21 protein-coding genes and 1 pseudogene are annotated in these 25,687 nt (G+C 67.3%); 16 read left to right on the top strand and 6 right to left on the bottom strand.

The features are described from left to right. Positions 1–39: 39 nt before the first annotated feature. Together ABD243_RS05135 and ABD243_RS05130 are read left to right on the top strand one after the other, a co-directional pair. Positions 40–1,053, top strand: a complete 1,014-nt coding sequence (locus ABD243_RS05135) for a LacI family DNA-binding transcriptional regulator (protein ID WP_116767111.1) — start codon at positions 40–42, stop codon at positions 1,051–1,053. A 112-nt stretch (positions 1,054–1,165) separates the two neighbouring features. Beyond that, entirely contained in the window at positions 1,166–2,107 is a 942-nt protein-coding gene (locus ABD243_RS05130) for a type IV toxin-antitoxin system AbiEi family antitoxin domain-containing protein (protein ID WP_344362795.1), read from the top strand. A gap of 122 nt (positions 2,108–2,229) precedes the next feature. Here the strand turns inward: ABD243_RS05130 and ABD243_RS05125 are convergent, their stop codons facing one another. After that, positions 2,230–2,925, bottom strand: a complete 696-nt coding sequence (locus ABD243_RS05125; protein WP_116767113.1) for a queuosine precursor transporter — start codon at positions 2,923–2,925, stop codon at positions 2,230–2,232. A 282-nt stretch (positions 2,926–3,207) separates the two neighbouring features. Here ABD243_RS05125 and ABD243_RS05120 point away from each other — a divergent pair, with 282 nt between their 5' ends. The 3 genes from ABD243_RS05120 (at position 3,208) to ABD243_RS05110 (ending at position 5,817) form a co-directional block, all read left to right on the top strand. Beyond that, positions 3,208–4,020: an ABC transporter ATP-binding protein gene (locus ABD243_RS05120; RefSeq protein ID WP_344362791.1), complete on the top strand. Its 813-nt coding sequence runs from the start codon at positions 3,208–3,210 to the stop codon at positions 4,018–4,020. Then, positions 4,020–4,802 carry an ABC transporter permease gene (locus ABD243_RS05115; protein ID WP_344362789.1) on the top strand — a complete coding sequence of 261 codons (783 nt, stop codon included), beginning with the start codon at positions 4,020–4,022 and terminating at the stop codon, positions 4,800–4,802. The genes ABD243_RS05120 and ABD243_RS05115 overlap by 1 nt, the downstream gene beginning before the upstream one ends. Before the next feature lie 142 nt (positions 4,803–4,944). Then, a complete protein-coding gene (locus tag ABD243_RS05110) occupies positions 4,945–5,817 on the top strand; it encodes a hydroxymethylpyrimidine/phosphomethylpyrimidine kinase (RefSeq protein ID WP_344362786.1) in 873 nt (290 codons plus the stop codon). 199 nt (positions 5,818–6,016) lie between these two features. On the opposite strand, the gene ABD243_RS05105 is transcribed toward ABD243_RS05110, so the two are convergent. From ABD243_RS05105 to ABD243_RS05095, 3 genes are all read right to left on the bottom strand, one after another. Then, positions 6,017–7,180, bottom strand: coding sequence for a serpin family protein (locus ABD243_RS05105; RefSeq protein WP_344362784.1), 1,164 nt, complete (start codon positions 7,178–7,180; stop codon positions 6,017–6,019). Between the two features lie 116 nt (positions 7,181–7,296). Then, the gene (locus ABD243_RS05100; RefSeq protein ID WP_344362781.1) at positions 7,297–9,045 is read right to left on the bottom strand and encodes a pyruvate dehydrogenase; all 1,749 of its coding nucleotides are present in this window, start codon (positions 9,043–9,045) and stop codon (positions 7,297–7,299) included. Positions 9,046–9,245: 200 nt separating this feature from the next. After that, positions 9,246–10,727: a helix-turn-helix domain-containing protein gene (locus ABD243_RS05095; RefSeq protein ID WP_344362778.1), complete on the bottom strand. Its 1,482-nt coding sequence runs from the start codon at positions 10,725–10,727 to the stop codon at positions 9,246–9,248. Positions 10,728–10,897: 170 nt separating this feature from the next. Here ABD243_RS05095 and aceA point away from each other — a divergent pair, with 170 nt between their 5' ends. Beyond that, positions 10,898–12,229, top strand: coding sequence for an isocitrate lyase (aceA, locus tag ABD243_RS05090; RefSeq protein ID WP_344362776.1), 1,332 nt, complete (start codon positions 10,898–10,900; stop codon positions 12,227–12,229). A 249-nt stretch (positions 12,230–12,478) separates the two neighbouring features. Further along, entirely contained in the window at positions 12,479–14,140 is a 1,662-nt protein-coding gene (aceB, locus tag ABD243_RS05085) for a malate synthase A (RefSeq protein ID WP_344362774.1), read from the top strand. 252 nt (positions 14,141–14,392) lie between these two features. On the opposite strand, the gene ABD243_RS05080 is transcribed toward aceB, so the two are convergent. Next, entirely contained in the window at positions 14,393–15,583 is a 1,191-nt protein-coding gene (locus tag ABD243_RS05080) for an MFS transporter (RefSeq protein WP_344362772.1), read from the bottom strand. Positions 15,584–15,735: 152 nt separating this feature from the next. Then, positions 15,736–16,947 (bottom strand): ROK family transcriptional regulator, encoded by a 1,212-nt coding sequence (locus ABD243_RS05075; protein WP_344362768.1) that lies wholly within the window; start codon positions 16,945–16,947, stop codon positions 15,736–15,738. Positions 16,948–17,128: 181 nt separating this feature from the next. On the opposite strand from ABD243_RS05075, the gene ABD243_RS05070 reads away from it, so the two are divergent. From ABD243_RS05070 to ABD243_RS05030, 9 genes and pseudogenes are all read left to right on the top strand, one after another. After that, positions 17,129–18,217: a Gfo/Idh/MocA family protein gene (locus ABD243_RS05070; RefSeq protein WP_344362765.1), complete on the top strand. Its 1,089-nt coding sequence runs from the start codon at positions 17,129–17,131 to the stop codon at positions 18,215–18,217. Continuing rightward, a complete protein-coding gene (locus ABD243_RS05065) occupies positions 18,214–19,032 on the top strand; it encodes a hypothetical protein (RefSeq protein ID WP_344362762.1) in 819 nt (272 codons plus the stop codon). Before ABD243_RS05070 ends, ABD243_RS05065 begins: the two co-directional genes overlap by 4 nt. Positions 19,033–19,146: 114 nt before the next feature. Then, the gene (locus ABD243_RS05060; protein WP_344362759.1) at positions 19,147–20,469 is read left to right on the top strand and encodes an ABC transporter substrate-binding protein; all 1,323 of its coding nucleotides are present in this window, start codon (positions 19,147–19,149) and stop codon (positions 20,467–20,469) included. Between the two features lie 11 nt (positions 20,470–20,480). Continuing rightward, complete coding sequence (locus tag ABD243_RS05055) at positions 20,481–21,449, top strand: carbohydrate ABC transporter permease (protein ID WP_344362755.1); 969 nt, start codon at positions 20,481–20,483, stop codon at positions 21,447–21,449. Next, entirely contained in the window at positions 21,449–22,342 is an 894-nt protein-coding gene (locus ABD243_RS05050; RefSeq protein WP_344362753.1) for a carbohydrate ABC transporter permease, read from the top strand. Before ABD243_RS05055 ends, ABD243_RS05050 begins: the two co-directional genes overlap by 1 nt. An 87-nt stretch (positions 22,343–22,429) precedes the next feature. After that, positions 22,430–23,185, top strand: coding sequence for a sugar phosphate isomerase/epimerase family protein (locus tag ABD243_RS05045; protein ID WP_344362750.1), 756 nt, complete (start codon positions 22,430–22,432; stop codon positions 23,183–23,185). Beyond that, a complete protein-coding gene (locus tag ABD243_RS05040; RefSeq protein WP_344362748.1) occupies positions 23,182–24,300 on the top strand; it encodes a Gfo/Idh/MocA family protein in 1,119 nt (372 codons plus the stop codon). The genes ABD243_RS05045 and ABD243_RS05040 overlap by 4 nt, the downstream gene beginning before the upstream one ends. Positions 24,301–24,309: 9 nt before the next feature. Beyond that, entirely contained in the window at positions 24,310–25,503 is a 1,194-nt protein-coding gene (locus ABD243_RS05035; RefSeq protein ID WP_344362745.1) for a Gfo/Idh/MocA family protein, read from the top strand. A 1-nt stretch (position 25,504) separates the two neighbouring features. Continuing rightward, positions 25,505–25,687, top strand: a pseudogene (locus ABD243_RS05030) (sugar phosphate isomerase/epimerase); the annotation flags it as partial.

Below are 25,687 nucleotides of genomic sequence, written 5' to 3'. Positions count from 1 at the left end.
GGACGGCTATCCTCGAATGACACATGAAAGGCTCTGCAGATGACGCTGAACACCTCGCGAACCCGCCGCCCGACGATCTACGACGTCGCCAAGAGCGCCGGCGTCTCCCCGTCGCTGGTGTCCCTCGTGCTTCAAAACCCGTCGAAAGTCAGCGAGAAGCGCCGGGAGGCTGTCCGGGCGGCCATGTCAGAGCTAGGATACCGCCCGAGCCGGGCAGCGACCACGCTTGCCAGCAGCCAGACGAAAAGCATCGGACTGGTCATTGACGACTTCCGGAACCTCTGGTTCGTGGACCTCCTGCGCGGCATGGAATCCGCTCTCTCCCCCCACGGCTACCAGGTCACCCTCGCGGATTCCCGCCCGGGCGAGAACCGCATCACCGAAGCCGCGGACGGTCTGCTGTCGATGCACGTCGAGGGCCTTGTCATCGCGGCCGAGCCGAGCGAGTCGATGATGGCGGGGACCTGGGTTCCGGCCGTCGTCGCCGGCTGGCGCAACGGTGTTCCTGCCGGCGCCAGCCTCATTACCAATGACGACGACGGCGGCGGCCGCATGGCGGCGGATCACCTACTGGGGCTCGGCCACACGCGGATCGGACACCTCTCGGGCTCCGGCGGGGCTGCCGCCCACCGGCGCGAGGGCTTCCGCAGCGGCATCACGAAGGCCGGCGTCGAGCATCGGATCGCCGGCGAATCGCAGGGGACCTCGGAAGAGGACGGCTACGCGGCCGCCTGCTGGATTCTTGACCACCACCCGGACACGACTGCCCTGTTCGCAGCCAACGACACCATGGCCCTGGGCGCCCTCGCCGCGGCCAAGGCGCGCGGCCTGTCCGTTCCGGCAGACCTCTCCGTGATCGGCTACGACAATTCCCAACTGGCCAAGTCGCGGTACCTGGACATCACGTCCGTCGACAACCGCAGCGACGTCGTCGGCGTCGATGTCGCCAACACCCTGCTGGCCCGGATCCAGGACCCGGCCCTCGAGCCCGAGCGCAAGCTGATCGAGCCGGCCCTGATCGTCCGGGGCACGACGGCGCGCGTTTCCGGCTGATACCGGCGCGTCCCGTTCCGGGCCGCCGTCGAGCTCGTTATCCACACCGCCGTTATCCACATAGCGACGGCGGAGCCTCCCGGGCGCGTCGGCGGTACCGGACGCTGGAGCCATGTCGCAAAACCCCTCGCTGCAACTGCCCCCGACGGGCAATCTCTGGCGCACAGAAGAACTGCTCGACCTCGGCTACGGCTCGCGGACCATCCGATCCCTCCTGGATTCGGGCGCCCTCGTCCGGCTCCGGCACGGCTGCTACATCCGCGCCAGCCTCTGGAACGCCCAGTCCCCGGTCGTCCGGAGCAGGCAGCGCATCTTCGCGCACGCCCACGGAACGCGTACGACGTCGACGGGCACCTTCCTGTACAGTCACACGTCCGCAGCGCGCCTCCGCAGCATGTTCCTCTGGAACGTGGATGACGCCATCCACGTCCTGCAGAAAGTGCGCCCGTCGAACGAGCGCCATGGCAGGGATGTCCGGTGCCATACACGTCCCTTTGCCGAACACGACGCCGACGTTGTCCGCGGCCTGCGGACGACGTCTCTGGAACGGACGGTTGCCGACTGCGCCATGATGCTGCGCTACAGGCAGGCCTTGATCCTCACCGACCACGCGCTTCGCCTGGGTGCGGATCGAGTAGCCCTGCAGACCATGGCGGACGCACTGGATGGCCGCCGGGGGATCCGGACGTTCCGCCGCGTCCTCATCACGGCCGATCCACGGTCCGAATCTGCCGGCGAAACCCTGACCCGCGAGCTGATTCACCGGCTTCGGATCAAGCCTCCTGAGCTGCAAGTGGAAGTATCAAGCCGCGCCGGGCGCCACCGTCTGGACTTTGCGTGGAAAGAGGAGAAGGTAGCCCTCGAGTTCGACGGCAAGACCAAGTACTTCGACTACAGGCCCACAGCCGAGGTGCTCTTCGAGGAACGGCGCCGGGAGAAAGCCCTGGCTGAAGAGGGCTGGCTGTTCATCCGCGTTGAGTGGGAACACCTCTTCCGCGAGCAGGAATTCAGGAACCGGCTGCTTCGTGCTTTAGCCGGCCGCCCGCACGCCTGACACGCCCGTGAGTCGCGAATTCGCCGGACGCCCGCGACGTCGCCGGAAACCTACGGCGACCCCGCAGGTTTCCGGCGAACTGGGCCACGGAACGGAACGACGTCGGGCACGACGGCGGCTGCCTAAGCGCCGTAGCTCGGTTCGCGCTTCTTCACCCAGCCGATGGCGAGCGTGGTCAGCGGCACGAAGGCGAACTCCACGAGGGTCTTGTAGAGGAAGCCCACAAGGACATAGTTCACGAACATCCCGACGTCGGTAATTCCGATCACGGACGCGGCGATGCTGCAGAAGATCAGCGTGTCCACGAACTCGCCGGCCACGGAGGAGCCCATGATGCGCGCCCACAGGGATCTCTCCCCAGTGCGCGCCTTCATCTTTACCAGGATCCAGGAGTTGATGGTCTGGCCGGCAAAGAAGGCCAGTAGCGAAGCCAGCACGATCTGCGGGACCGGGCCAAGGGCGCCTTCCAGGGCCGCCTGCTTGGAGGCACCGTACTCGTCGCCGAAGCCCGGCAGGGCGATGATGACCCAGTAGCAGAGTGACGCGAAGACGGAGAGCGCAAAGGTGGTGACGATGGCCTTGCGTGCCACTTTGAAGCCGTAGACCTCGCTGATGACGTCGCCCAGGATATATGCCAGCGGGAAGAGGAAGAAGCCGCCGTCCGTGATGATCGGGCCGATCGCCACGCCCTTGGATGCCCCGATGTTGGACAGGATCAGCACCACGGCCATAACGGCCAGCATGATGCCGAAGTACGGGGAACCGATCGAGGCGAACTTCGGCGGCGCGGACACCGGGAAAGTCTTGGCGGACGTCATGGCATTCCATTCGTAGTGGTTCGCTCGGCGGCCCGCGCCCGCAAGGGAATACGCTGGTCCGCCGGCTGTATTAGCACTGGACGGCTCGGGCAAAAGAACCACCCGAACCGCCCTCCATTCTCGCACCCGGCCGTGCGGGCACGACGGTGCGAATCCGGCCCGGAGCCGCGAGTTCGCCGGAGACCTGCCGCTTCGCCGGAAACTTACGGCGATCTCGCACCTTTCCGGCTATTTCGATGCTGCCGGGCCCCGCACTGTGAACGTTCCGGGCATGGTGGCAGGATGGGGGCATGGAGGAGCCCCGTGCCTGACACCGCGGTTTCCACGCGTGCCCTCGTCAAGCGATACCGCGGAGTCACCGCCGTCGACTCGCTCGACCTCGACGTCCGCCGGGGCGAGATTTACGGGTTCCTCGGCAGGAACGGGGCGGGTAAGACGACCACCATCCGCATGCTGCTCGGCCTCATCCGCCCGAGCAGCGGGGAGGTGACGGTCCTCGGGCGGCGCATCCTGCCCGGCGAGACCAACGTGTTTTCGCGCGTCGGCTTCCTCGTCGAGACCGCTACCGCCTACCCCAACCTCACGGTGCGCGAGAACCTCGACATCCAGCGGCGGCTCACCGGCTCGCCAACCCGGACGGTCGCCGACTCGATCGCTCTGCTGCGCCTGGGGCCGTACGCCGACCGGCGCGCCGGGCAGCTCTCGCTCGGCAACAAGCAGCGCCTCGCGCTCGCCCGCGCACTGCTGCACGCCCCCGAACTTCTCGTGCTCGACGAACCCGCCAACGGGCTCGATCCAGCCGGCATCGTCGAGATCCGCGAGCTGCTTCGCTCACTCGCCGACGAGCGCGGCGTCACTGTCTTCATGTCGAGCCACATCCTCGCCGAGGTCGCCCACCTGGCGGACCGCATCGGCATCGTCCACGAGGGCCGCCTCATCGAGGAGTCATCACGCGACGAATTCGCCGCGAAGGCACGCGCCTTCGCGACCGACGCCTACACGTCCGAAGAACGCGAGCAGGCACTGCTCACACTGGATCTGGAGCGCTACTTCCTGGCGCGCACGGACGAGAACCCGAAGAGCGGGGATGCCTGATGTTCGGTCAGGTTCTCGCCACCGAATTCGTCAAGCTCCATCGTTCCAAGGCAACGTGGGCCACCCTGGCGGTGCTCGCGATGATGCCGCCGAGCGTAGCGCTTTTCATGTGGATCGTCCGCGAACCGGGGCGTGCGGCCGAGCTGGGGCTTCTGGGCACCAAAGCGAGCCTTGCCGGGATCGAGGCGACATGGCCCGCATACCTCTACATGCTCACGCTGATCTTCGGCGTCGGCGGGATGCTGCTGCTGGCGTTCATCGTCGCTTACCTGTTTGGCCGCGAGTACAGCGACGCCACCGCCAAGAACATGCTCGCGCTGCCGGTGGGCCGTCACTGGTTCGTCGTCGCCAAGCTGCTGGTCGCGGCGGCGTGGTGGATGGCAATCGTCGCCGTCGTCCTCGTCGAGGCGTTGGCGATCGGACTGGCGATGGGCCTGCCGGGGTTCTCGGCGGAGCTGGCCGCGACCGGAATCGCACACGTGCTGCTCGCCCCGGCGATTTCGTTCCTGCTCGCACCAGTGGTCGCCTGGATCGCGGTGTTGAGCCGTGGCGAGGTGGCGCCCATCGCCTTCTCGCTCGTGATGCTGGCCCTCGGCAATTTGTTCGGCAAGACCGGCTGGGCGGAGTGGTTCCCCTACTCGATAGTCCCACTGCTGATCGGCATGGTGGCCGACCCTATCGACTCGCTCCCGGCAGGCAGCTACGCGGTGCTTGCCGCGACATTCGTGGCAGGCGTCGCCGCCACGATCCTGCAGCTGCGGTTCGCAGACAACGCGCAGTAACCTGACGACGGCGGGGCTCAGCGCACCGTCCGCCACCGTGGTCCGCGTGATCCGGGACACTCAGGTTTTGTTCATACTGTTCACGGAATACTTGTTCAAGAGCACAATGCGGTCGGATTTAGCCCAATGGCAGGATTGGACCATGACTTCTACCGCATTCGACTCCGCTTCCCTGGCTGCTACCGAAACCACAGTCTCCCCCGCCCTCGCGCTGACCATCGCAGGCTCCGAAGCGACCGGCGGCGCCGGCGCGCAGGCTGATCTGAAGACGTTCCAGGAACTCGGCGTCTTCGGCATCGCGAACCTGACCTGCATCGTGTCCTTCGACCCTAAGGACAACTGGAACCACCGCTTCGTCCCGGTAGACCAGCAGGTCATTGCGGACCAATTGGAGGCGACGACGGCGGCCTACGGTGCCGCGTCCGGCGCACCGACCGTATTGGATACCGTGAAAATCGGCATGCTGGGCAGCCCCGCGACAATTGCGACCGTGGCTGCGGCACTGTCCGACGGGCAGTTCGCCAACGTGGTGCTGGATCCGGTGCTGATCTGCAAGGGCCAGGAGCCGGGGCACGCCCTCGACACCGATCAGGCCCTCAAGGCACAGGTCCTGCCGCTGGCCACCTTCGTCACGCCGAACCACTTCGAGGCCGAGTCGCTCTCCGGGCTGGAGATCACCGACGTCGAATCCCTCACGGCCGCCGCCGTCCGCATCCACGAGCTCAGCGGCGCCGCGGTTCTCGCCAAGGGCGGCGTGCGGCTGGAAGGCCCCGACGCCGTCGACGTCTACTACGACGGCGAAACCCTGGAAGTCCTGTCCACCCCGAAGGTGGGCGACGTGGCCGTGTCCGGTGCCGGATGCTCGCTGGCCGCCGCGGTGACGGCCGAACTCGCGAAAGGCGCGACCCCGCTGGAGGCCGCCCGGACGGCCAAGGCGTTTGTGACCGCGGGGATCCGGAACCGGGTGGCCTCGGGCGCCCCGTTCGACGCCCTCTGGCAGTGCGGCCCGCGCTAGAGCCTTTCCGGCCCGTGTGCCGAGTTCGCCGGAGACTCTCCAGTTCGCCGGAAGTTGGCGGCGAACTCGAGAGCTTCCGGCGACGTGGAGCCCGGCCAGCCGCCCGTCAGCGGGGGTCGGCCACAGTTCCCATGAACAGGGGCAGGCCGGATTCGACGTGCACGATCTGGTAGTGGAACGGCCGGTCGAAGTCGATGGTTTATTCCGGCTCCGGCGGCAATCCGGTCACCATGCCGTCAATTCGGGTCACCGCCGCGGCCACCGTCCCCTTCTCCGCGGCAGTGATGCTGGCAGCCTGCGCGGCCTTGGTGATAGTGAGTCTGCTCTGGATGGAGTCGAAGTCTTTGGTGGTGGTGAGGGTTGTGTCCAGCCCCAAGGAACCCAGCACTTTCCGAAGGTCGAAGCTGCTCTTGTGGTCCCACCTGGGCAGGGAGATCAGCACGAGGACCTCGGGGGCCGTGTCCAGTGCCGCCGCAATCTCCGCTAGGGTGGCGGCCGTGAGGGTCTCCGGCCCTTCGCCGGGACCAGGCAGCACCAGCCGCATGACAAAACCTTTTGCGTACGGCAGGTCCACGACTCGCCAGCGGGCACCCTCTGCATAGGCCAACTCCAGCATGTTGTGCATCGTCGGGACGCTGATTTCCTCGCCACCGGACTTGGTGAAGGGGCTGTCCTGGGTGTCGTTAGGGTCGAAAGGCGACCGCCACGCCGCGGCGAAGTACAAGGCGTTGAGGAGGCTGAAAGTGCAGTCGCGATCGTACTCCGCAGGCGCTTTCTTGATCCGGCCGCCGGTGTTCTTGTTCACCCAGGCATCGATTGCAGGCTTGGTGGCGGCCTCATCTTGGAAGTCCACCGGGTACACGCCGGTGCCATAGTGCTTGGCAAGGGTTGCCAAGTAGTTCTTTCCGGTTGGCACGCCCGTGTCCGCAAACAGGCCATTGGCCGCGTGCATGACCGGCTTCCGTGGCGGGTCCTTTTCGTCCACCGAGCCAGGATCGCCGTCGTACGCCGCCAGGAACCCGAGCAGGGCGTTCATTGCCTCATCCCGGGTGCCGGCCGGGAGTCCCAGGACCTTGTCCATTTCGACGGCGGTCTCCCCGGAGGCCCCTGCCCGCAGCATCGCGAGCGCTATCAGCAGGCTGCCCGGGGACGACACCACGTTTCCTTCGGCCCCTTCACCACCGTCGGCCAGGAGAGCCGCTCCCAATGTCAGGGCGGATGCCCGGAATGCCCGAAATTCGGCAGCGTACGCGGCGCGGTCCACCGCAACCCGCTCAACGCCGTCGGCCGTCAACAGCGCCGGTGGCGGGGGCGAGTATGCGGCGAGCGCCCCGGCGCTCCGCGCTGGCCCGATTCCAGCCATGCGGTGATTTTTCATTGCCACTCCCGTCGTATCGTTAGTGCCCGGTTCGCCTGAATCTCTCCAGATCGCCGGAAACTTCCCGCGAGCTGGAGAGTTTCCGGCGAACCCGGAGGGTCTCAGCGCCGCGGGATGTTGCGCAGGTTGCTCCGGGCCATGCTGACGGCCTCGCCGGCGCCCCGGTTGAGGACCACCTTGGACATGGCCGTGGCGAAACCCAGGACCTGCGCGCCCTTGATCTTCGGCGGGAGGGACAGCGCCTTGGGGTCCGTGATGAGCTCCACGAGCGACGGGCCGGGATGGGCAAACGCTTCCCGGTACGCGGCCTCGATGCGGGACGGGTCCGTGACACGCACGGCATGGAACCCCAGGGCCCGGGCGACGTCGGCGTAGTTGGCGTCGGGGACGTCCACGCCGAAGTCAGGGAGCCCGTCCACCAGCATTTCGAGTTTCACCATGCCGAGGGTGGAATTGTTGAAGACCACGACGTTGACCGGAAGCCGGTGCGCGGCGACCGTGATGAGCTCACCCAGCAGCATGGACAGGCCGCCGTCCCCCGAGACCGAGACCACCTGCCGGCCGGGGTAGGCCAGCTGAGCGCCGATCGCGTGCGGCAGCGCGTTGGCCATGGAGCCGTGCAGGTACGAGCCGATCAGCCGGCGGGTGCCCAGCGGGTTGATGTACCGCGCGGTCCAAACATTGCACATGCCCGTATCCGCCGTGAAGATCGCGTCCTCTGCCGCCACCTGGTCCAGCAGCGAGGCCGCATATTCCGGGTGGATAGGCTGTTTCTTGCCCACGTTCCGGGTGTATGCGCCCACGGCCTTGTTCATGAGACGGTCGTGCTTCTTGAGCATCGCATCGAGGAAGCGCCGGCTCTTCTTGGCCTTGATCAAAGGCATCAAAGCCGCGAGCGTGGGGAGGACGTCGCCATGCACGGCGACGTCGACGTCGGTCCGCCGGCCCAGTTTGTGGGCGGCCCGGTCCACCTGCGCCGTCCGGGTTGCCGGCAGGAACTGGTCATACGGGAAGTCGGTGCCCAGCAGGATCAGCAGATCCGCGTCCTCGATGCCTTCGGCCGCAGCGCCGTAGCCCAGCAGCCCCGTCATGCCGATGTCATACGCGTTGTCGTACTGCATGAAGTCCTTGCCGCGGAGCGAATGGCCGATCGGCGCCGCGATCAGTCCGGCGAGCGCCACCACCTCATCGTGCGCGCCCTCGACGCCGGCCCCGGCAAAGATGGCTATCTTATCCGCCGCGTTGATGGCGTCTGCCAGCTCTTGAACGCTGGCGGCGTCCGGGGTCAGCGTCGCCGGCCGGAATGCGGCCGGGGCCGGGGTCGGAGCGGTTGCTTCGAGGCCGGCGATGTCGCCGGGAAGGGTCACGACGGCGACGCCCCGGAGCCCGACGGCGTGCTGGATGGCGCCGTGCATGACCCGGGGCGCCTGCTCCGCGGTGCTGATCAGTTCGGAATAGACCGAGCATTCGTTGAAGAGCCGGTCCGGGTGGGTTTCCTGGAAGAAACTGCTGCCGATCTGCTTGCTCGGGATGTGCGAGGCAATGGCCAACACCGGCGCCCCGGAACGGTTGGCGTCGTACAGCCCGTTGATCAGGTGCAGGTTGCCGGGCCCGCAGGAGCCGGCGCAGACCGCGAGCCGGCCGGTCAGCTGGGCCTCCGCCGCCGCGGCGAAGGCGGCTGCTTCCTCATGCCGGACATGGATCCAGTCGATGCCGCCCTGCTGCGAGCCGCCGGTCTTGCGGACGGCGTCGACGAGCGGGTTGAGGCTGTCCCCCACGATCCCGTAGATCCGCTGCACGCCGGCAGCCTGGAGTTGTTCGATGAGCTGGGTGGCAAGTTCCTTGGCCATGGGTGCACGCTCCCGCGAGGTGGGTCGATGAGCTGTCACAGGCCAATATAGTCCGCCCTGCCGTCAGCCACGCCCAAGGCGACGCGCCCTCGCCTGATGTGCGGGAGCGACGCACTGAACCGCAGAAAATGCGGGAGCGACGGCAGTAAACGGGCGGGACGGCAGGGTCCCGGAGAAACCCGCAGGACGTGAGGGGAGGATCAGCTTCCGGAGTGCGCCTGCAGGAAGGAGTAGACCTCGGTCTCGTCCACGCCGGGAAAGGCGCCCGGCGGCATGGCGGCCAGCAGGTGGGAGTGGGCCCGGGCCGAGGGCCAGGCGTTGCCGGCCCATTCGGCGGTCAGCGATGCCGGCGGGCGGCGGCAGCAGCCTTCGTCCGGGCAGGTGGATTTGGACCGCTCCGTGGTGTCGCGGCCGCGGAACCACTTCACATGCGCATACGGGACACCCACGGAGAGCGAGAACTCCCCGTTGGCGGAGCGTTCGGTCCGGGCCGTGCACCAGAAGGTCCCGGCCGGGGTGTCGGTGTATTGGTTGTACGCGCTGAACTTGTCCGGGACGTCGAACACCACCCGGGAGGTCCAGTTCTTGCAGGACGGCTGGCCCTCGATGGCGCCGGTGTGGTCCTGCGGGAACGTCACGCCGTCGTTCTCGTAGGCCTTGTAGATGATGCCGCTCTTGTGGGTCTTCTGGAAGTGCGTGCGGAGGTCCAGATGCTGCGTGGCGAGGTTGGTGAACCGGTGCGCGGCCGTCTCATAGGACACGGCGAAAGCATCCCGGATGTCCTCGACGGCGATTTCCTTGGCCTGCTTGGCCCGCTGCAGGAAGTCCACCGTGGCCTGTTCCGGGAGCAGGAGCGCGGCGGCGAAGTAGTTCGTGGCCACGCGCTGCATGAGGAAGTCCCCGTAGTTCGACGGCGTCTGGTGGCCCAGGACGTAGTGGCCCAGGGCCTGCAACAGCACCGACCGGGGGTCGTGGTCGCTCCGTGCGTTCTGCGTGAGGTAAATTCTGCGGTTCTTAAGATCCGTCACCGAGCGGGTGGAATGCGGCAAATCGCCCACGTGGTGGAGGCTGAAACCGAGGTGCCCGGCGATGTCCGCAATGACGTGGTGGGAGAGGGGTCCGCTCGTGTGGCCCACCGAGGCCAGGACCTTCTGCGCCTCGGCCTCATACTCCGGGAAGTAGTTGTTCCGTTCCCGCATCATGGCCCGCAGTTCACCGTTGGCGCGGCGAGCCTCCTCCGGTGTCGCCACCTGCTCGTTGAGCCGCCGCTCGAGCTCGTGCTGCAGGCCCACCATGGACTCCAGCACGTCCATCGGAAGCCGCGAGCTGATACGGATTTTCGGCAGGTTGAGGGACTCGTAGATGGGGCTGCGCTGGTAGCGTTCCAGCTCGATCTCCAGCGCCGCGCGGCGGTTCGGCGGCTCGGCCCCGAGCAGTTCATCGATGCTGACCCCGAGGGCCCCCGCGAGCTGCTGAAGCAGGCCAAGCTTGGGCTCGCGCTTGCCGTTTTCGATCAGGCTCAGCTGGCTGGGGGCGGTCCCGACGGCGGCGCTCAGGTCATCGAGCGTGAGTCCGGCAGCCTTGCGCAGATGACGGACACGGCGGCCCATGCTGATGACGTCCACTTCCGGGACGGCAGGCGAGACGGCGGAGGCGGGGCGGTTCCAGCTGGCGGGGTGCATTTATTGAGGATATGCGAAGAAGTGCATTTCTTTCCATAGCTTTGGTCTAGAAACCCCTTGGAAAGTGAAGAAAAGTAGATCTCACGGAAAGATTCACTATCCGGAAACAACCGGCCAGGATCTGCAGAGTCGCAGACTGGCCGGTCCCGGACCCCATCAAGGAGACAAAGATGACTGCAACATTTGAGCCCACCCAGCAGACGCCCGAGCAGCAGGCCGCCGCACTGGAGCTCGAGTGGGCCGCCAACCCGCGTTGGGAAGGTGTGACCCGTGACTTCAAGGCTTCCGACGTCGTCCGCCTCCGCGGCCGCGTCTCCGAAGAACACACGCTGGCCCGCCGCGGTTCCGAGAAACTGTGGAAGCAGCTCACCGAGGAGCACAGCACCGGCAAGTACACCAACGCCCTGGGCGCCCTGACCGGCAACCAGGCCGTGCAGCAGGTCAAGGCCGGGCTCCGCGCCATCTACCTCTCCGGCTGGCAGGTCGCCGCCGACGCCAACAACTCCGGCCACACCTACCCGGACCAGTCGCTCTACCCCGCCAACTCGGTCCCCACCGTGGTCCGCCGCATCAACAACGCCCTGCTCCGCGCAGACCAGATCGAGTTCTCCGAGGGCATCCAGACCGTCGAGGACTGGATGGTCCCGATCGTGGCCGACGCCGAGGCCGGCTTCGGCGGCCCGCTGAACGCCTACGAGCTCATGAAGTCCATGATCCAGGCCGGCGCCGCGGGCGTGCACTGGGAAGATCAGCTCGCCTCGGAAAAGAAGTGCGGCCACCTCGGCGGCAAGGTCCTGATCCCCACCCAGCAGCACGTCCGCACGCTGAACGCCGCCCGCCTCGCCGCCGACGTCGCCGGCACGCCGTCGGTCATCATCGCCCGGACCGACGCGGAGGCAGCCACCCTGATCACCTCCGACGTCGACGAGCGCGACCAGGAATTCATCCTCCGCGAAGGCGGACAGCCGGTCCGCACCCCGGAGGGCTTCTACAAGGTCCGCAACGGGATCGAACCCTGCATCGCCCGCGCCAAGGCATACGCCCCGTACTCCGACCTCATCTGGATGGAAACGGGCACCCCGGACCTGGAGCTGGCCCGCAAGTTCGCCGAGTCCGTCAAGGCCGAGTTCCCGGACCAGATGCTCTCCTACAACTGCTCGCCGTCGTTCAACTGGCGCAAGCACCTCGACGACGCCACGATCGCGAAGTTCCAGCGTGAACTCGGCGCCATGGGCTTCACCTTCCAGTTCATCACCCTGGCCGGCTTCCACGCCCTGAACTACTCGATGTTCGACCTCGCCCACGGCTACGCCCGGGAAGGCATGAGCGCCTACGTCGAGCTGCAGGAGAAGGAATTCGCCTCCGAGTCCCGCGGCTACACCGCAACCAAGCACCAGCGCGAAGTCGGCACCGGCTACTTCGACGACATCGCCACCGCGCTCAACCCGAACGCATCCACCTTGGCTCTCGTGGGATCCACAGAAGAGGGCCAGTTCCACTAATCCCCGCCCAAGGTGAGCTGTTGATTCCGCTCATCTGAAGGCACGACGGCGGCCGGCACCCAGGGTGCCCAAGCCCTCGGGGGCCGGGAAAGGTGATCCGGAAGCGTGCGTATAAGGGGCCCTGTCCCCGCCCGGCCGAGCCCTGCGAGGCCCACGGCGGGGATGGGGAATAGCACGCGGAGGATTGCCTTTTTCGGCCCCAAACCGCACCCCGCCGTCGAACATTTGCTTCTCCGAGGAGAGATTGAAATGAACAGCTTCACTGACAACTTCACTATTAACGGGATCACGCTGACCGCGCAGCCAATTTGCCGGCAGAGCGAGGTCCTCACACCGGATGCGCTGGCGTTTGTGGCCAAGCTGCACAAGGCCACGGCCGGACGCCGGCAGGAGCTATTGGAGGCACGGCGTGAACGCCGTCAGCAGATCTCCAAGGGCCACGACCCGCGGTTCCTGCGCGAGACCGAGTCCGTGCGCAACGACCCTAACTGGCGCGTCGCTCCCCCGGCCCCGGGTCTGGAGGACCGCCGCGTGGAAATCACCGGGCCGGTGGACAAGAAGATGACCATCAACGCGCTGAACTCCGGCGCCAAGGTGTGGCTCGCGGACATGGAGGACTCCTCCACCCCGTCCTGGCGCAACGTGATCCAGGGCCAGCTGAACCTCACGGACGCCCTGGAGCGCCGGATCGACTTCACCTCCCCCGAGGGCAAGGAATACAAGCTGCGCCCGGCCGGGGAACTGCCCACGATCGTGGTCCGCCCCCGCGGCTGGCACCTGCCGGAAAAGCACATGCTCATCGACGGCACCCCGATCGCCGGCGGAATCGTGGACTTCGGCCTGTACTTCTTCCACAACGCCCGCCGCCTGATCGCCCAGGGCAAGGGACCGTACTTCTACCTGCCCAAGATCGAGAACCACCTCGAGGCCCGGCTGTGGAACGACATCTTCATCCTGGCCCAGGACCTGCTGGGCATCCCGCAGGGCACCATCCGCGCCACCGTGCTGATCGAGACCATCACCGCCGCGTTCGAGATGGAGGAAATCCTCTACGAACTGCGCGACCACGCCGCAGGCCTGAACGCCGGCCGCTGGGACTACATCTTCTCCCTGATCAAGAACTTCCGCACCCGCGGACCGCGCTTCGTGCTCCCGGACCGCGGCCAGGTCACCATGACCCAGCCGTTCATGCGCGCCTACACCGAACAGCTCGTCCGGGCCTGCCACAAGCGCGGCGCCATGGCGATCGGCGGCATGGCCGCTGCCGTCCCCAACCGCAAGGACGCCGCAGCCAACGCGATCGCCTTCGAAAAGGTCCGCGCCGACAAGACCCGCGAGGCCGGCGACGGCTTCGACGGCTCCTGGGTGGCGCACCCGGACCTGGTTCCGGTCTGCCGCGAGGTGTTCGACGGCGTGCTCGGCGACCGCCCGAACCAACTGGAACGCCTCCGGGAAGACGTCACCCCGGACGACCGCGCCCTCCTGGACATCTCCTCGACCACCGGAACCATCACCGAACAGGGCATCCGGAACAACATCGAAGTCGGCATCCGCTACATCGAGTCCTGGCTGCGCGGCAACGGCGCCGTGGCCATCCACAACCTGATGGAGGACGCCGCCACCGCGGAGATCTCCCGCTCACAGCTCTGGCAGTGGATCTTCTCCCGCGCCATCACCGACCACGGCGACGTCGTGACCCGCGAGTGGGTGGAGGACATGCTGGATGAGGAATTCGCCAAGCTGGAACGCTTCGAAGGGGACCGGTTCGCCGACGCGCGGGACATCTTCGAGGAGGTCACGCTCAGCAACGAGTTCCCGGCCTTCCTGACGCTGCCGGCGTACGACCGCTTCCTGTATGAAGCGCGCGACGGCGCGGAGCTCAGCGAGAAGGCCGCCCTCATCCCGGCGTAACCCCAGAATTCCGTCAGCTGGACTGCCCGCCCTTCGCAACAGGCAGCCCGAAATCCGGGTGGCAGCCCAGCAACGGAACACAGCCCGACAACGGCGTCGAACTGACAGTGAGGGCCCATGTTTTCGATAAAACATGGGCCCTCACTGTGTTCCCGGCACAAACCTTGTGGGCGGGAAGGCGGCCGGGGCGGGCATTTCTCGGCGCACAGGCGTCCACAAGCGCGGCCCGAAATGAGCGGGGGCGGGAGGAACCTAGTGCGGCTTCGGCACCCGGCGCAGGGACAACGCCGTGCCCAGGATGAACGCGGTCACGGAGCACAGGATCAGCAGCAGCGGACCGGTCCAGGCGCCGGAGACACCGTGGACGTAGCCCAGAAGGGTCGGCGCCACGGCGCCGAAGGAATACCCGGTCCCCTGGACGACGGCGGACATCCGGGCCGCCGACGCCTGGTCCCGGGCCAGCCGGATGATGGCGAGGAAGATCAGCGTGATGCCGCCGCCCTGGGCGACACCGCCGAGGGAACACCACAGCCACCACAGTTCGGGCGCGAGCAGCAGGCCCACAGGAACCGTGAGCCACAGCAGGCCCAGGGTGAGGCCCACCGCCGTCGTGCTGGCGAACCGGGCCGCCAGCGGAACGCCGAGGCCGCCCACAATGGCAAAGATCTGGAAAAGCGAGGACGCCGCTCCGGCGGCCGACGGCGTCATGCCAAGTTCGTCCACCAGCAGGCTGGGCAGCCAGGCGGTCACACCGTAGTAGGAGAACGCCTGCCCGGCGAACCCGACGGTCAGGGCTGCCGTGATCCACCGCGATGTGAGTTTGCCGGCCGGCCGCCCGGGGTCGGACGCGGGAACGGCAGCAGGAACGAAGGCCGCCCGCCGGCCGACGGCGATCACCCAGACCGCGAGGGCCGCCAGCGCGAACAGTCCGCTCGCGGCAATCGCGGGACGCCAGCCCAGCAGCTCGGCCAGCGGCGCGGACACCATCGATGTAAGGAACGAGCCGATATTGAGCGCCGCCGTGTAGGTGCCCATCGCCGCGCCCTGCCGGGCCGGAGTGAAGTCCCGACGGATGATCAGCGGCACCACGATGTTGCCGATCGTGATGGAAACGCCCAGGATCACGGTGCCCAGCATCACGACGGCGCCGCCTCCCGCCGAGCGGACCACGACGCCCAGGAGCACGCCCAGCAGGGTCAGCGTGATGGCGAACTCGGGACCCAGCTTACGCCCGGCCAGCGATGCCAGCGGGGCGGCCAAGGCAAAGCACAGGACCGGGATCCCGGTGAGGAATCCCAGTTCCACCGGAGTGAACCCGAGATCGTGCTGCATCTGCGCGACCACCGGGGCCACGGCCACCAGGGGGCCGCGCATGTTCAGCGCGATGAGCCCGATCGCGAGCATGAGGAGCCAGCCGCGCGGTGCCTTGGCGAGGTCGCTCATAAGGTGGGTCGCCCGGCAAGCGGGCACAAATATGGTTTCATCAGTCCCATTGCTATCACGGGCCACTCCCGCACCCGCGGAATATGACGCCACCCGGGACACGGCCACCGGCGACCACGCATCCGGGGCGACGGCTTCCGGGGACGCCGTTTCTAGCCCGTGGCCTGCAGGGTCGCCTCAATGACGGCGGGCGAGAGCACGTGCTGCGTGACCATCTGGCTGGCGCCGAGGATGGCGGCCTGGTCGCCGGCTTTGGACAGGCCAATCCTCAGGTGCGTCGTGGCCAGCGGCAGCGAGCGCCGGTAGACCACCTCGCGGACCCCTGCCATGAGGTGCTCCCCGGCCTGGCCGAGGCTTCCGCCGATCACGATCACCGAGGGGTTTAGCAGGTTGACCACCGTGGAGAGGACATCCCCGAGGTCCCTGCCGGCCTGCCGCAGCGCCTGGATTGCTTGGAGGTTCCCTTCAGCGACGAGGCGCAGGACGTCGCCGCCGTCGTGCGCCGGAAGTCCCTGCTGGGTGAGCGCCTTGGCGACGGCGGGGCCGGACGCCAGGGCTTCGAGGCAGCCGTAATTCCCGCAGCGGCACAGCACGTCGTCGCCGCGCGGAACCCGCACGTGCCCGAGGTCTCCGGCTGTGCCGTTGGCCCCGCGCTGGAGTTCACCGTTGCTGATGATGCCCGCGCCGATGCCGGTGGCCACCTTGATGAAGAGGAAGTTTTCGTCCTGGGGCCAGTGCGCCGTGCGCTCGCCCAGGGCCATGATGTTCACGTCGTTGTCCACCAGGACCGGCACCGGGAGGGACCGCTGGACGTGACGGACGACGTCGAACCCGTCCCAGCCGGGCATGATCGGCGGCTTTACCGGCATGCCGGAGGCGTGTTCCACGGGCCCGGGGAGCCCGATCCCGGCGCCGGCCAGGTCCGAGGTACTCCGCCCCGCCTCGCCGAGCAGCTTCAGCCCTTCCTCGATCACGCGGTCCAGGACAACCACCGGGCCGTCGGCGACGTCCTGCGCCAGCCGGCGCTCGGCGAGCACTTTTCCGTTGAGATCCGTCACGGCGATGATCACGTGCGTGGCCCCGACATCTACAGCCAGGACTACGCGGGCGGCCGGGTTGAAGGCAAAGCGCGACGGCGGCCTGCCGCCGCTGGAGCTCGCCTCCCCTGCCGGGCCGACGAGGCCCGAGACCATCAGCGCGTCGATGCGGGAGGCGACGGTGGAGCGGGCAAGCCCGGTGGTCAGGGCCAGTTCCGCGCGGGTCCGGGCCTTGCCGTCGCGCAGGAGCTGGAAGAGGTCGCCGGCGCGGGACAGGCTGCCGCCGGCCTCGGTGGCTGCGGGTTCGGTGCCGGTGGGCGTACTCATGAGTAAGTGATAGCACGAAGTTCTTCTGTATGTCACTCTTCACAAAGATTGAAACGAAGTTTTCAACTTTTGCTTGACGCTCGTCAAAAGTATGTCTAACTTTGGGTGTGAGCCAGATCACCGGCCCGGCAGCCTGCCTGCCGCTGGACGCTTCCGGGACTACGAAGGGGTATGAACGAACTTGTCGAGCCAAGAACATGCAGCGCCGGCGCCGCTGGGAGTGGGGATTCTGGGGGCGGGTCCCGTCACCCAGGCGATCCACCTTCCCTCCCTCGCCAGGCTGCGCGGCATCCTGGAGGTCCGCCACATCATGGACGTCGATCCGGCGGTGGCCGAATCCGTGGCCGCACGGGTGGGGGCACGCTTCAGCACCAGCATGGAAGAACTGCTGGCCGACCCCGCGGTCGAGATCGTCGCGATCTGCAGCCCGCACCAGTTCCACGCCGTCCAGGTGATCGCCGCCTGCCGCGCCGGCAAGAAAGCCGTCCTGTGCGAAAAGCCCTTCGCCATGAACGGCGAGGAAGCCGCGGCCATCGCCGCCGTGTCAGCCGAAACCGGTGTGCCGATCGTCGTCGGCGCCATGCACACCTTCGACCCCGGCTGGCTGGCTGCCGAAGCCGCGTGGGGTAACCTGCCGGAACAGGTCCACACCGTCCGGTCGTCGATCGTCCTGCCGCCCAACCCCCGCTTCGAGGACTTTGCCACCGAGATCGTGGGCCGCACTCCCCCGGCGCCCGCGGCAAACGCGGCCCCCGACACCGCTGCGGTGAAAGCCATGCTGACCGGCGGCGTCATGGGTCTGGCCATCCACGACCTCCCCCTGGTCCGCAGGTTCGCCCCGGACTTCCGGGCCGTCGAGGTCCTGCATGCCCAGACCGTCATGCCGTTCGGCTATGTCATCTCCCTGCGGGCGGGCGACGTGACAATCGAACTCCGCGCCGCGATGAACGGCACCTGGGAACCGTCTTGGACCTTCGAGGCCATCGGCAACGACGCCTCGCTGTCCATCGACTTCACCCCGTCCTACGTTCACGCGGGGTCGGCGACCGCCCGGATCCGCACCGCTGCCAGCACCACCGTCCTGGGCCCCTTCGGCCACAACGGCTACGAGGGCGAATGGCGCAAACTCGCTGAAATCGCCCGAGGCACCGGAACGGCCCCCCGCCCGGAGACTCTGATCCACGATCTGGAATTCGCCCTCGCGATCGCCGACGCCGCCGCTGCCTGCGTCGATGCCGGCGCCGCCGCCTATGAGGAGGCAAGCGCATGACAACCCCGCTTCTCGTCCAGGCCGGCCCCGAGGCCGAACAAGCCGGTGCCGTCGGCGCCGTGGTCGCTTCCCTGCCTGTTTCCTTCGCCCCGGCGGACGGCCGGGCCGACGTCGTCGCTGTCGCCGGTGTCCCGGGTTGGACCGCCAGCGCCACCGCGGCGGTCCGCAGCGGTGTCCGCGGCGTCGTCGTCGTTGATCCCGTGGCGGAAGACCCCGCCACGCTGGCCGAGGCAGCTGCGGAGGCGGGCGCCGCGGTGGTGCTCGACCAGGCGTGGGCCGGAAACCCGGTCCTCGCGGAGTCCCAGGCCGCGGTCCGGAACGCCATCGCCGACGCCGTGGCCGACGCCGTGCTGCTGGACTCCGTGGCGTGGGGCACCCCCGGAACCGACCCGGCAGCCCTGCTCACGCGGCACCTTGGCGCGGTCCTGGCCTGCGGCGTCGAGCTGGAAGGGCTGCGGGTCATCCAGCGCAACGCCAACGGCTACACCGTGATCGGCAGCCTCCCCGGCGGGGCGCCGGCGGCCCTGCAGGGAATCACCACGTCCTCGCTGCCCGCGACGGCCACCGTGTCCGTCCTGACCTCCTCAGGACGGGCGGACATCACCCTCCCCGATGCCTCCGCAGGCTGGCCCGCGGAGGTCCGCTCGGTCACCTCCGCCGGGGCCGCCGCCTTCCCCACCATCTACGAATCGGCCCACCGGCACAGCTGGAGGCGGCTCCGCGCCGCCATCGACTCCGGCGCCCCGGAGGCCGATCTGGAACGGTTCGCCGCCCTGACCGCACTTGTCGGGCAGCTCCACGACTCACCGCAATAACTGCTCCAACCGCTCTAGCTGCTCTAACTGCACAGCCCGCAATACCTTCCGCATCAACTCACTGTCGAGAAGACCGGCCGCACCACAGCATGCCGGTCACGAAAGGAAATCATCGTGACGATCAAGTCCTCTGTAACCTCCACCGCATTCTCCCGCCGGGGATTCCTGGGCTTCGCCGCAGCCGCGGCGAGCGCACCGCTCCTCGCGGCGTGCGGCGGCGGCTCCGCCTCCCAGTCAGGCGGCAGCGGCGTCATCAAGTTCTGGGATATGCCGTGGGCCACCCCCGCGTACAACGACGCCGCCAAGAAGATCGCAGAGGGCTATGCGCCGGCCTCGGGCAACCTCAAGGCCAGCTACCAGACCATCCAGTGGGCGAACTTCTACCAGACGTTCTCCTCGGCCATCGCTTCCAAGACCGGACCGGCAGTGTCCACCGGCGGCGGCTTCCAGGCCTTCCAGTTCGAGCAGCAGGGCCAGATTGCCTACGCGGACAAGGTGGTGGATGAACTGAAGAAGAACGGCCAGTTCGATGACTTCCTGCCGGGCGTGCTGGAGCCGTTCAAGACGGACAAGGGCTATGTTGCCGTTCCGTGGCAGCTGGACATCCGTCCGCTCTGGTACCGCAAGTCGCTGTTCGACCAGGCCGGCGTCGCGGTTCCCACCGACTGGGCATCCCTGCTTGAGGCTGGCAAGAAGTTCAAGAGCATGGGCGCCGTCGGCTTTGCCACGGGCTCCGGCGCCGGCAACAACATCGGCAACCACCTGATGATCATGATGATGCTCAACAACGGCGGCGGCGTGTTCACCCCCTCCGGTGAGCTCGATGTTATGAACGACCGCAACGTCGAGGCCGTCGAATTCCTGCTGGAGCTGGTCTCCAACGGCATCATCGACCCCGCCGCGGTCAGCTACACCTCGGACAACCTCAACGCCCAGTGGAAGAACAAGAAGGCCGCGTTCGGCATGTTGACGCTGGGAGTTCCCGAGCGTGTCGGTGACACATCTGGCGACCTTGTGGTCGCCAGCCCCATGGCCGGCCCGCACGGGGACAAGGCCGCCCTGGTCTTCCCGAACAACATCATGATGTACACCAACACCCCCTCACAGGCGTCGTCCGAGGCCTTCCTGGTCGCCTACCTGGGCCAGCTCAAGCAGCTCTGGCAGCAGAAGCTCATGAACGCGCTGCCGGTCTTCAAGTCCATCACCGAGCTTCCCGAGTTCACGTCCGATCCCAACAACGTCAAGATCGTCAAGGAGTACGTGCCGATCGCCAAGACGTTCGCCGCCCAAGGCACAACACTCAATGCCAATCTTGCCGTCCTCGACGGCGGCCAGGCCCTCAACCAGTTCACCCAGACCATCCTGACCGGCAAGACCGATGCGAAGTCCGCGCTGCAGACGTTCCAGTCCGGGCTGCAATCGGTTCTGAAGAAGTAAGCGGCGCTCCAATGGCATTGACCACAGCCCAGACCGGCCTGAGCCGGGCCCGCCGGGGCGTTGCCCCCGGCGGGCCGGGCAAGCCCGCCAAATCTGTCAACCGCAAGAGCAAACTCAGTTCGCAGACCCGCAAGACGTTCTTCTGGCTCCTGCTGCCCTCGGTCGTCCTGCTGATCCTGATCCACGGCTACCCCCTCATCTACGCCGGCATCCAGGCCACGCACAACGGCTCCCTCCTGGACACCGGCGAGTTCGTCGGCCTGGATAACTTCGCCACGGTCCTGTCGTCCGAGGCATTCTGGAAAGCCGCCCGCTTCACGCTGATCTTCACGATCGTGGGCGTCTTCGGGTCCTGGCTCCTGGGCCTGGGCCTGGCCCTGCTGCTGCGCACCAAAATCCCCGCTGGGGGGACCTTCAAAGTCCTGCTCCTGCTGCCGTGGGTGGTGCCGATTGTGGTGTCCTCCACTGCCTGGAACTGGCTGGTCGGCACTCCGGACAGCCTCATCCCGAGCATTTGCCGGAACCTCGGACTGGGCACGCCGCTCTTCCTCGCCGACCCGACGCTCGCGGCCATTACCGTTTGCATCTTCAAGGTCTGGGTCAGCTTCCCCTTCATGATGATGATGACCTCGGCGGCCCTGGCCTCCGTGGACACCACCGTCTACGAGGCCGCCAGCATGGACGGCGCGAGCCGCTGGCAGCAGTTCTCCGGCATCACCCTGCCGCTGATCGCACGGTCCACCTACATCAGCTGGATCCTCATGACGATCTTCTGCGTCAACGACTTCCCCACCATCTACCTGCTCACCGGCGGCGGACCCGTGGACGCCACCACCTCCCTCGTGGTGCTGGCCTACCGCACCGTCTTCCAGGACTTCCAGACCGGACCGGGCGTCGCGATCGCCTTCCTCATGACCATCACCCTCGTGGTGGTGTCGGTCATCCTGTACCGCCAGATCCGAAAGTCGAGCGTCGAATAATGAGCGCAGTCCTCCACGCCCACCCCGAATCCGGCCCCGCCCTCGGCGTCGCCGACACCGGCCAACCCCGCCGCACCCTTTCCGAAGCCGGCCTGCGCGGCCGCTGGTGGCGCTTCACCGCCATCCTGGCCATCACCGCGATAGTGCTCATCCCGATCATGGTGACCGTCCTCCTCGCTTTCACGCCCGGACCGAACAGCACCGCCACCGGCCTGACCTTCGAGAACATCACCGACGTCTTCTCGAAAACCCTCGCCGCGACCTGGCTTCAAAACAGCCTCATCACCACGCTCAGCACGGTGACCGTCTCGGTGGCCGTCGCCGCCCCGGCAGGCTATGTCCTCTCCCGCGGCCGGTCCAAGGCCGTCTCCGGTTACTCCCTGCTCCTGTTCGTCATGCAGTCCCTGCCCATCATCACCTCCGTGGTGCCGCTGTTCATCCTCTTCGCCGGCATGGGCCTCGTCGACAACCTGATGGGGATAACCATCATCTACGTCGGCTCCACCATGACCGTGGCCACCTGGATGATGGCCGCCTACTTCGACTCCATCCCCATCAGCCTGGAAGAGGCATCCTGGATCGACGGCTGCTCCGTCTTTGGCAGCTTCAGCAAGGTGGTGCTGCGCAACTCCCTCCCGGGCGTGCTCTCCACGGCGATCTTCGCCTTCCTGCTTGCCTGGAACGACTACCTCGTGGCCATCGTGTTCCTGCGCTCCAACGAAATCTTCACCCTGCCCATGGGCGTGCAGTCGTTCTTCCAGCAGAACAACACCGACTGGTCCGGGGTCATGGCCCTGGCCCTAATCATGATGCTCCCGCCCATCATCGTCTTCGCCACCCTGAACAAATACTTCAGCGTCGGCGGCATCGGCGGATCCCTCGCCGGCCGCTAGACACCTGGCTCCACCCCCGACGTCGGCCGGCTAGCCGCAGGGCCGCTCCCCTACTTGAGAACAACCGACTCCCCGCAAAGGAACGCAATGTCCTACTCAATCCAGCTGTACACCCTCCGCAACGCCCTGCAGGAAGACCTGCCCGGCACCATCAAGAAGGTTGCCGAGCTCGGCTTCACCCAGGTGGAGCCCTACAACTTCGTCGCCACGGCCGCCGAGCTTGGCGCAGCTCTGAAGGCGAACGGCCTGACCGCCCCGTCCGGCCACGCCCCGCTGCTGAGCCAGGACCAGGACGAGATCTTCGCCGCGGCCAAGGAACTGGGCATCAGCACGGTCATCGATCCCTACCTCCCGGCCGAGCACTGGCAGTCCGCCGAGGACATCCGGGCCACCGCCGCGAAACTCAATGCCGCCGCCAAGAAGGGTGCCGGGTACGGCATCCGGGTCGGCTACCACAACCACGCCTGGGAGCTGGAGTCCAGCATCGAGGGCCAGACCGCCCTGGAGTACTTCGAAGGACTCCTGGACCCGGAACTTGTCCTAGAGGTGGACACCTACTGGGCCGCCGTCGGCGGCCAGGACCCGGTTGCCCTCCTTGAGCGCCTCGGCGACCGGGTGAAGTTCATCCATATCAAGGACGGCCCCGTCTCCACCGATACCAAGGCCCAGCAGCCCGCCGGTCAGGGCAAAATTCCCGTGTGGGATGTCATCGAGGCGGCGCAGTCCCTTGAGGTCGGCGTCGTGGAGTTTGACGATTACTCCGGCGACATCTTCGACGGCATCGCCCAGTCCCTGGGCTACCTGCAGAGCGGTTCCGCCAGCGCCAAGGGCGTGAACGCATGAGCACCGCAGCAACCGGACGCGGCCCGGTGGGCGTCGCCGTCATCGGCGCCGGAAACATCAGCAAGCAGTACCTGGACAACCTGACCGTCTTCCCCGACCTCAAGGTCCACGTGATCGCCGACCTCTTCGAAGAAGCCGCCGAGGCGCGCGCCAAGGAATACGGCATCCCGGAGTGGGGCGGCGTGGATGCGGCCCTGAACCACCCCGACGTCGAGATCATCGTGAACCTGACCATCCCGGCAGCGCACGTGGAGGTGGCGACGGCCGCCGTCAACGCCGGCAAACACGTCTGGACGGAAAAGCCGTTCTCGCTGGACCGCGAATCGGGCCTGGGCCTGCTGAAGGCCGCCGACGCCGCGGGGCTGCGGCTGGGCTGCGCCCCGGACACGTTCCTGGGGGCCGGGCTGCAGACCGCGCGGCGGCTGATCGAACGCGGCGACATCGGCACCCCGCTGACCGCCATGACCACGTTCCAGACCCCCGGCCCGGAATCCTGGCACCCCAACCCGGCCTTCTTGTTCCAGTACGGCGCCGGCCCCCTGTTCGACATGGGCCCGTACTACCTCACGGCTCTGGTCCAGACGTTCGGGTCCGTGCGCCGCGTGGCCGCCACCGGGTCCAAGGCCAAGGAAGTCCGGATGATCGGCTCCGGGCCCAAGGCCGGCGAGGAATTCACGGTCGAGGTCCCCACCCACGTCTCCGCGATGGCCCAGTTCGAGTCCGGCGCGTCCTCCCACAGCGTCTTTTCGTTCGAGTCACCCCGGCTGCGGATGGGCTTTGTGGAGATCACCGGGACCGAGGCCACCATCTCGCTGCCGGATCCGAACTACTTCGACGGGGACGTCAGGCTCTGGCGCGCCGGCGACGAGGAGTGGACTGTTATCCCGGCGACCGGCCCCAGCCAGGGCCGCGGCATGGGCGTGCTGGACATGGCACGCTCCATCCGCGCCGGCGTCCCGCACCGCGCCACCGGCAACCTTGCCTACCACGTCCTGGACACCATGGTCTCGATCTCCGAGTCGATCGATTCCGGCGCGTTCGTCGACGTGGAAAGCTCCGCCCCCGCCTCCGCAGCCCTCCCCGAGGACTGGGACCCCACCGCTTCCACACTCTAGGAACCAGTAATGAACTCCCACGAAACTACCCCCGGATCGTCCCCCTTGGGAGTGGCCATGATCGGGTACGCGTTCATGGGCAAGGCCCACTCGAATGCCTGGCGGAATGTTGCCAGCTACTTCGACGTCCCGGCCTTCGAACGTCGCGTCCTGGTCGGACGCGACCCCGCCGGGGTGGCGGAGGCCGCCGCGAAATACGGCTGGGCCGAGTCCTCCACCGACTGGCGCGAGGTGATCGCCCGTGATGACATTCAGATTGTCGATATCTGCGCCCCGGGCTGGATGCACGCGGAAATCGCCATCGCCGCCCTGGCCGCCGGCAAGCACGTCCTGGTCGAAAAGCCGCTGGCCAACACCCTGGCCGAGGCCGAGGCCATGGCGGAGGCCGCCCGGGCCGCCCGGACCCGGGGCGTGCAGTCCATGATCGGATTCAACTACCGCCGGGTCCCCGCCCTGGCCCTCGCAAAGGAGCTGATCGCGGAGGGCCGGCTCGGCACCATCCGGCACGTCCGTGCCGCGTACCTGCAAGACTGGCTCGTGGACCCGGACTCGCCCATGACCTGGCGGCTGAACAAGGACACCGCAGGGTCCGGCGCGCTGGGCGACATCGCCAGCCACGCGATCGACCAGGTGCTGTTCCTCCTCGGCGGCCAGGTCACCGAGGTCTCCGGCCGGCTGCACACTTTCACCCCGCAGCGCCCCGGCGCCACCGGGCTGGAGGACGTGACAGTCGACGACGCCGCCTGGGCCACGCTGACCCTCGCCTCCGGGGCCATCGCCTCCGTGGAGGTCTCCCGGGTGGCCACCGGCCAGAAGAACTCGCTCAAGCTGGAGATCTACGGCGACAAGGGAGCCCTGCTGTTCGATCTCGAGGACCTCAACGAGCTCGGCTTCCTCGACGCCACCCTGCCCGTGAGGGAACAGGGCTTCCGCCGCATCCTGGTCAACGAGCCCGAGCACCCGTACGCGGACGCGTGGTGGCCGCAGGGCCACGTGCTCGGCTGGGAACACACGTTCACGCACGAAATCCGCGACTTCCTCGTGGCGGTGGGCACCGGAACCACGCCGTCGCCGTCGTTCGAGGACGGCCTGAACGTCCAGCGGATCCTCGCCGCCGTGGAAGAAAGCGCCGCGGCCAAGAGTTCGCTCATCCAGCTCGCCCCGTCCGCACCGACCACCCAGCCCGCTACCGAAAGAGCCTGACATGCCCCGCCCGTACACCCTGTTCACCGGCCAGTGGGCCGATCTCCCCTTCGAGGAAGTCGCCCGCCTGGCCTCCGGCTGGGGCTACGACGGCCTGGAAATCGCCGTCTCCGGCGACCACCTGGACGCCTGGCGCTGGGACGAGCCCGGCTACGTCGAATCCAAACTCGCCGTCCTGGAAAAG

This window comes from Arthrobacter humicola (genome assembly GCF_039531445.1).
In the GTDB taxonomy this organism is placed as follows: domain Bacteria; phylum Actinomycetota; class Actinomycetes; order Actinomycetales; family Micrococcaceae; genus Arthrobacter; species Arthrobacter humicola.
This window is presented reverse-complemented; position numbering and strand designations above follow the sequence as displayed.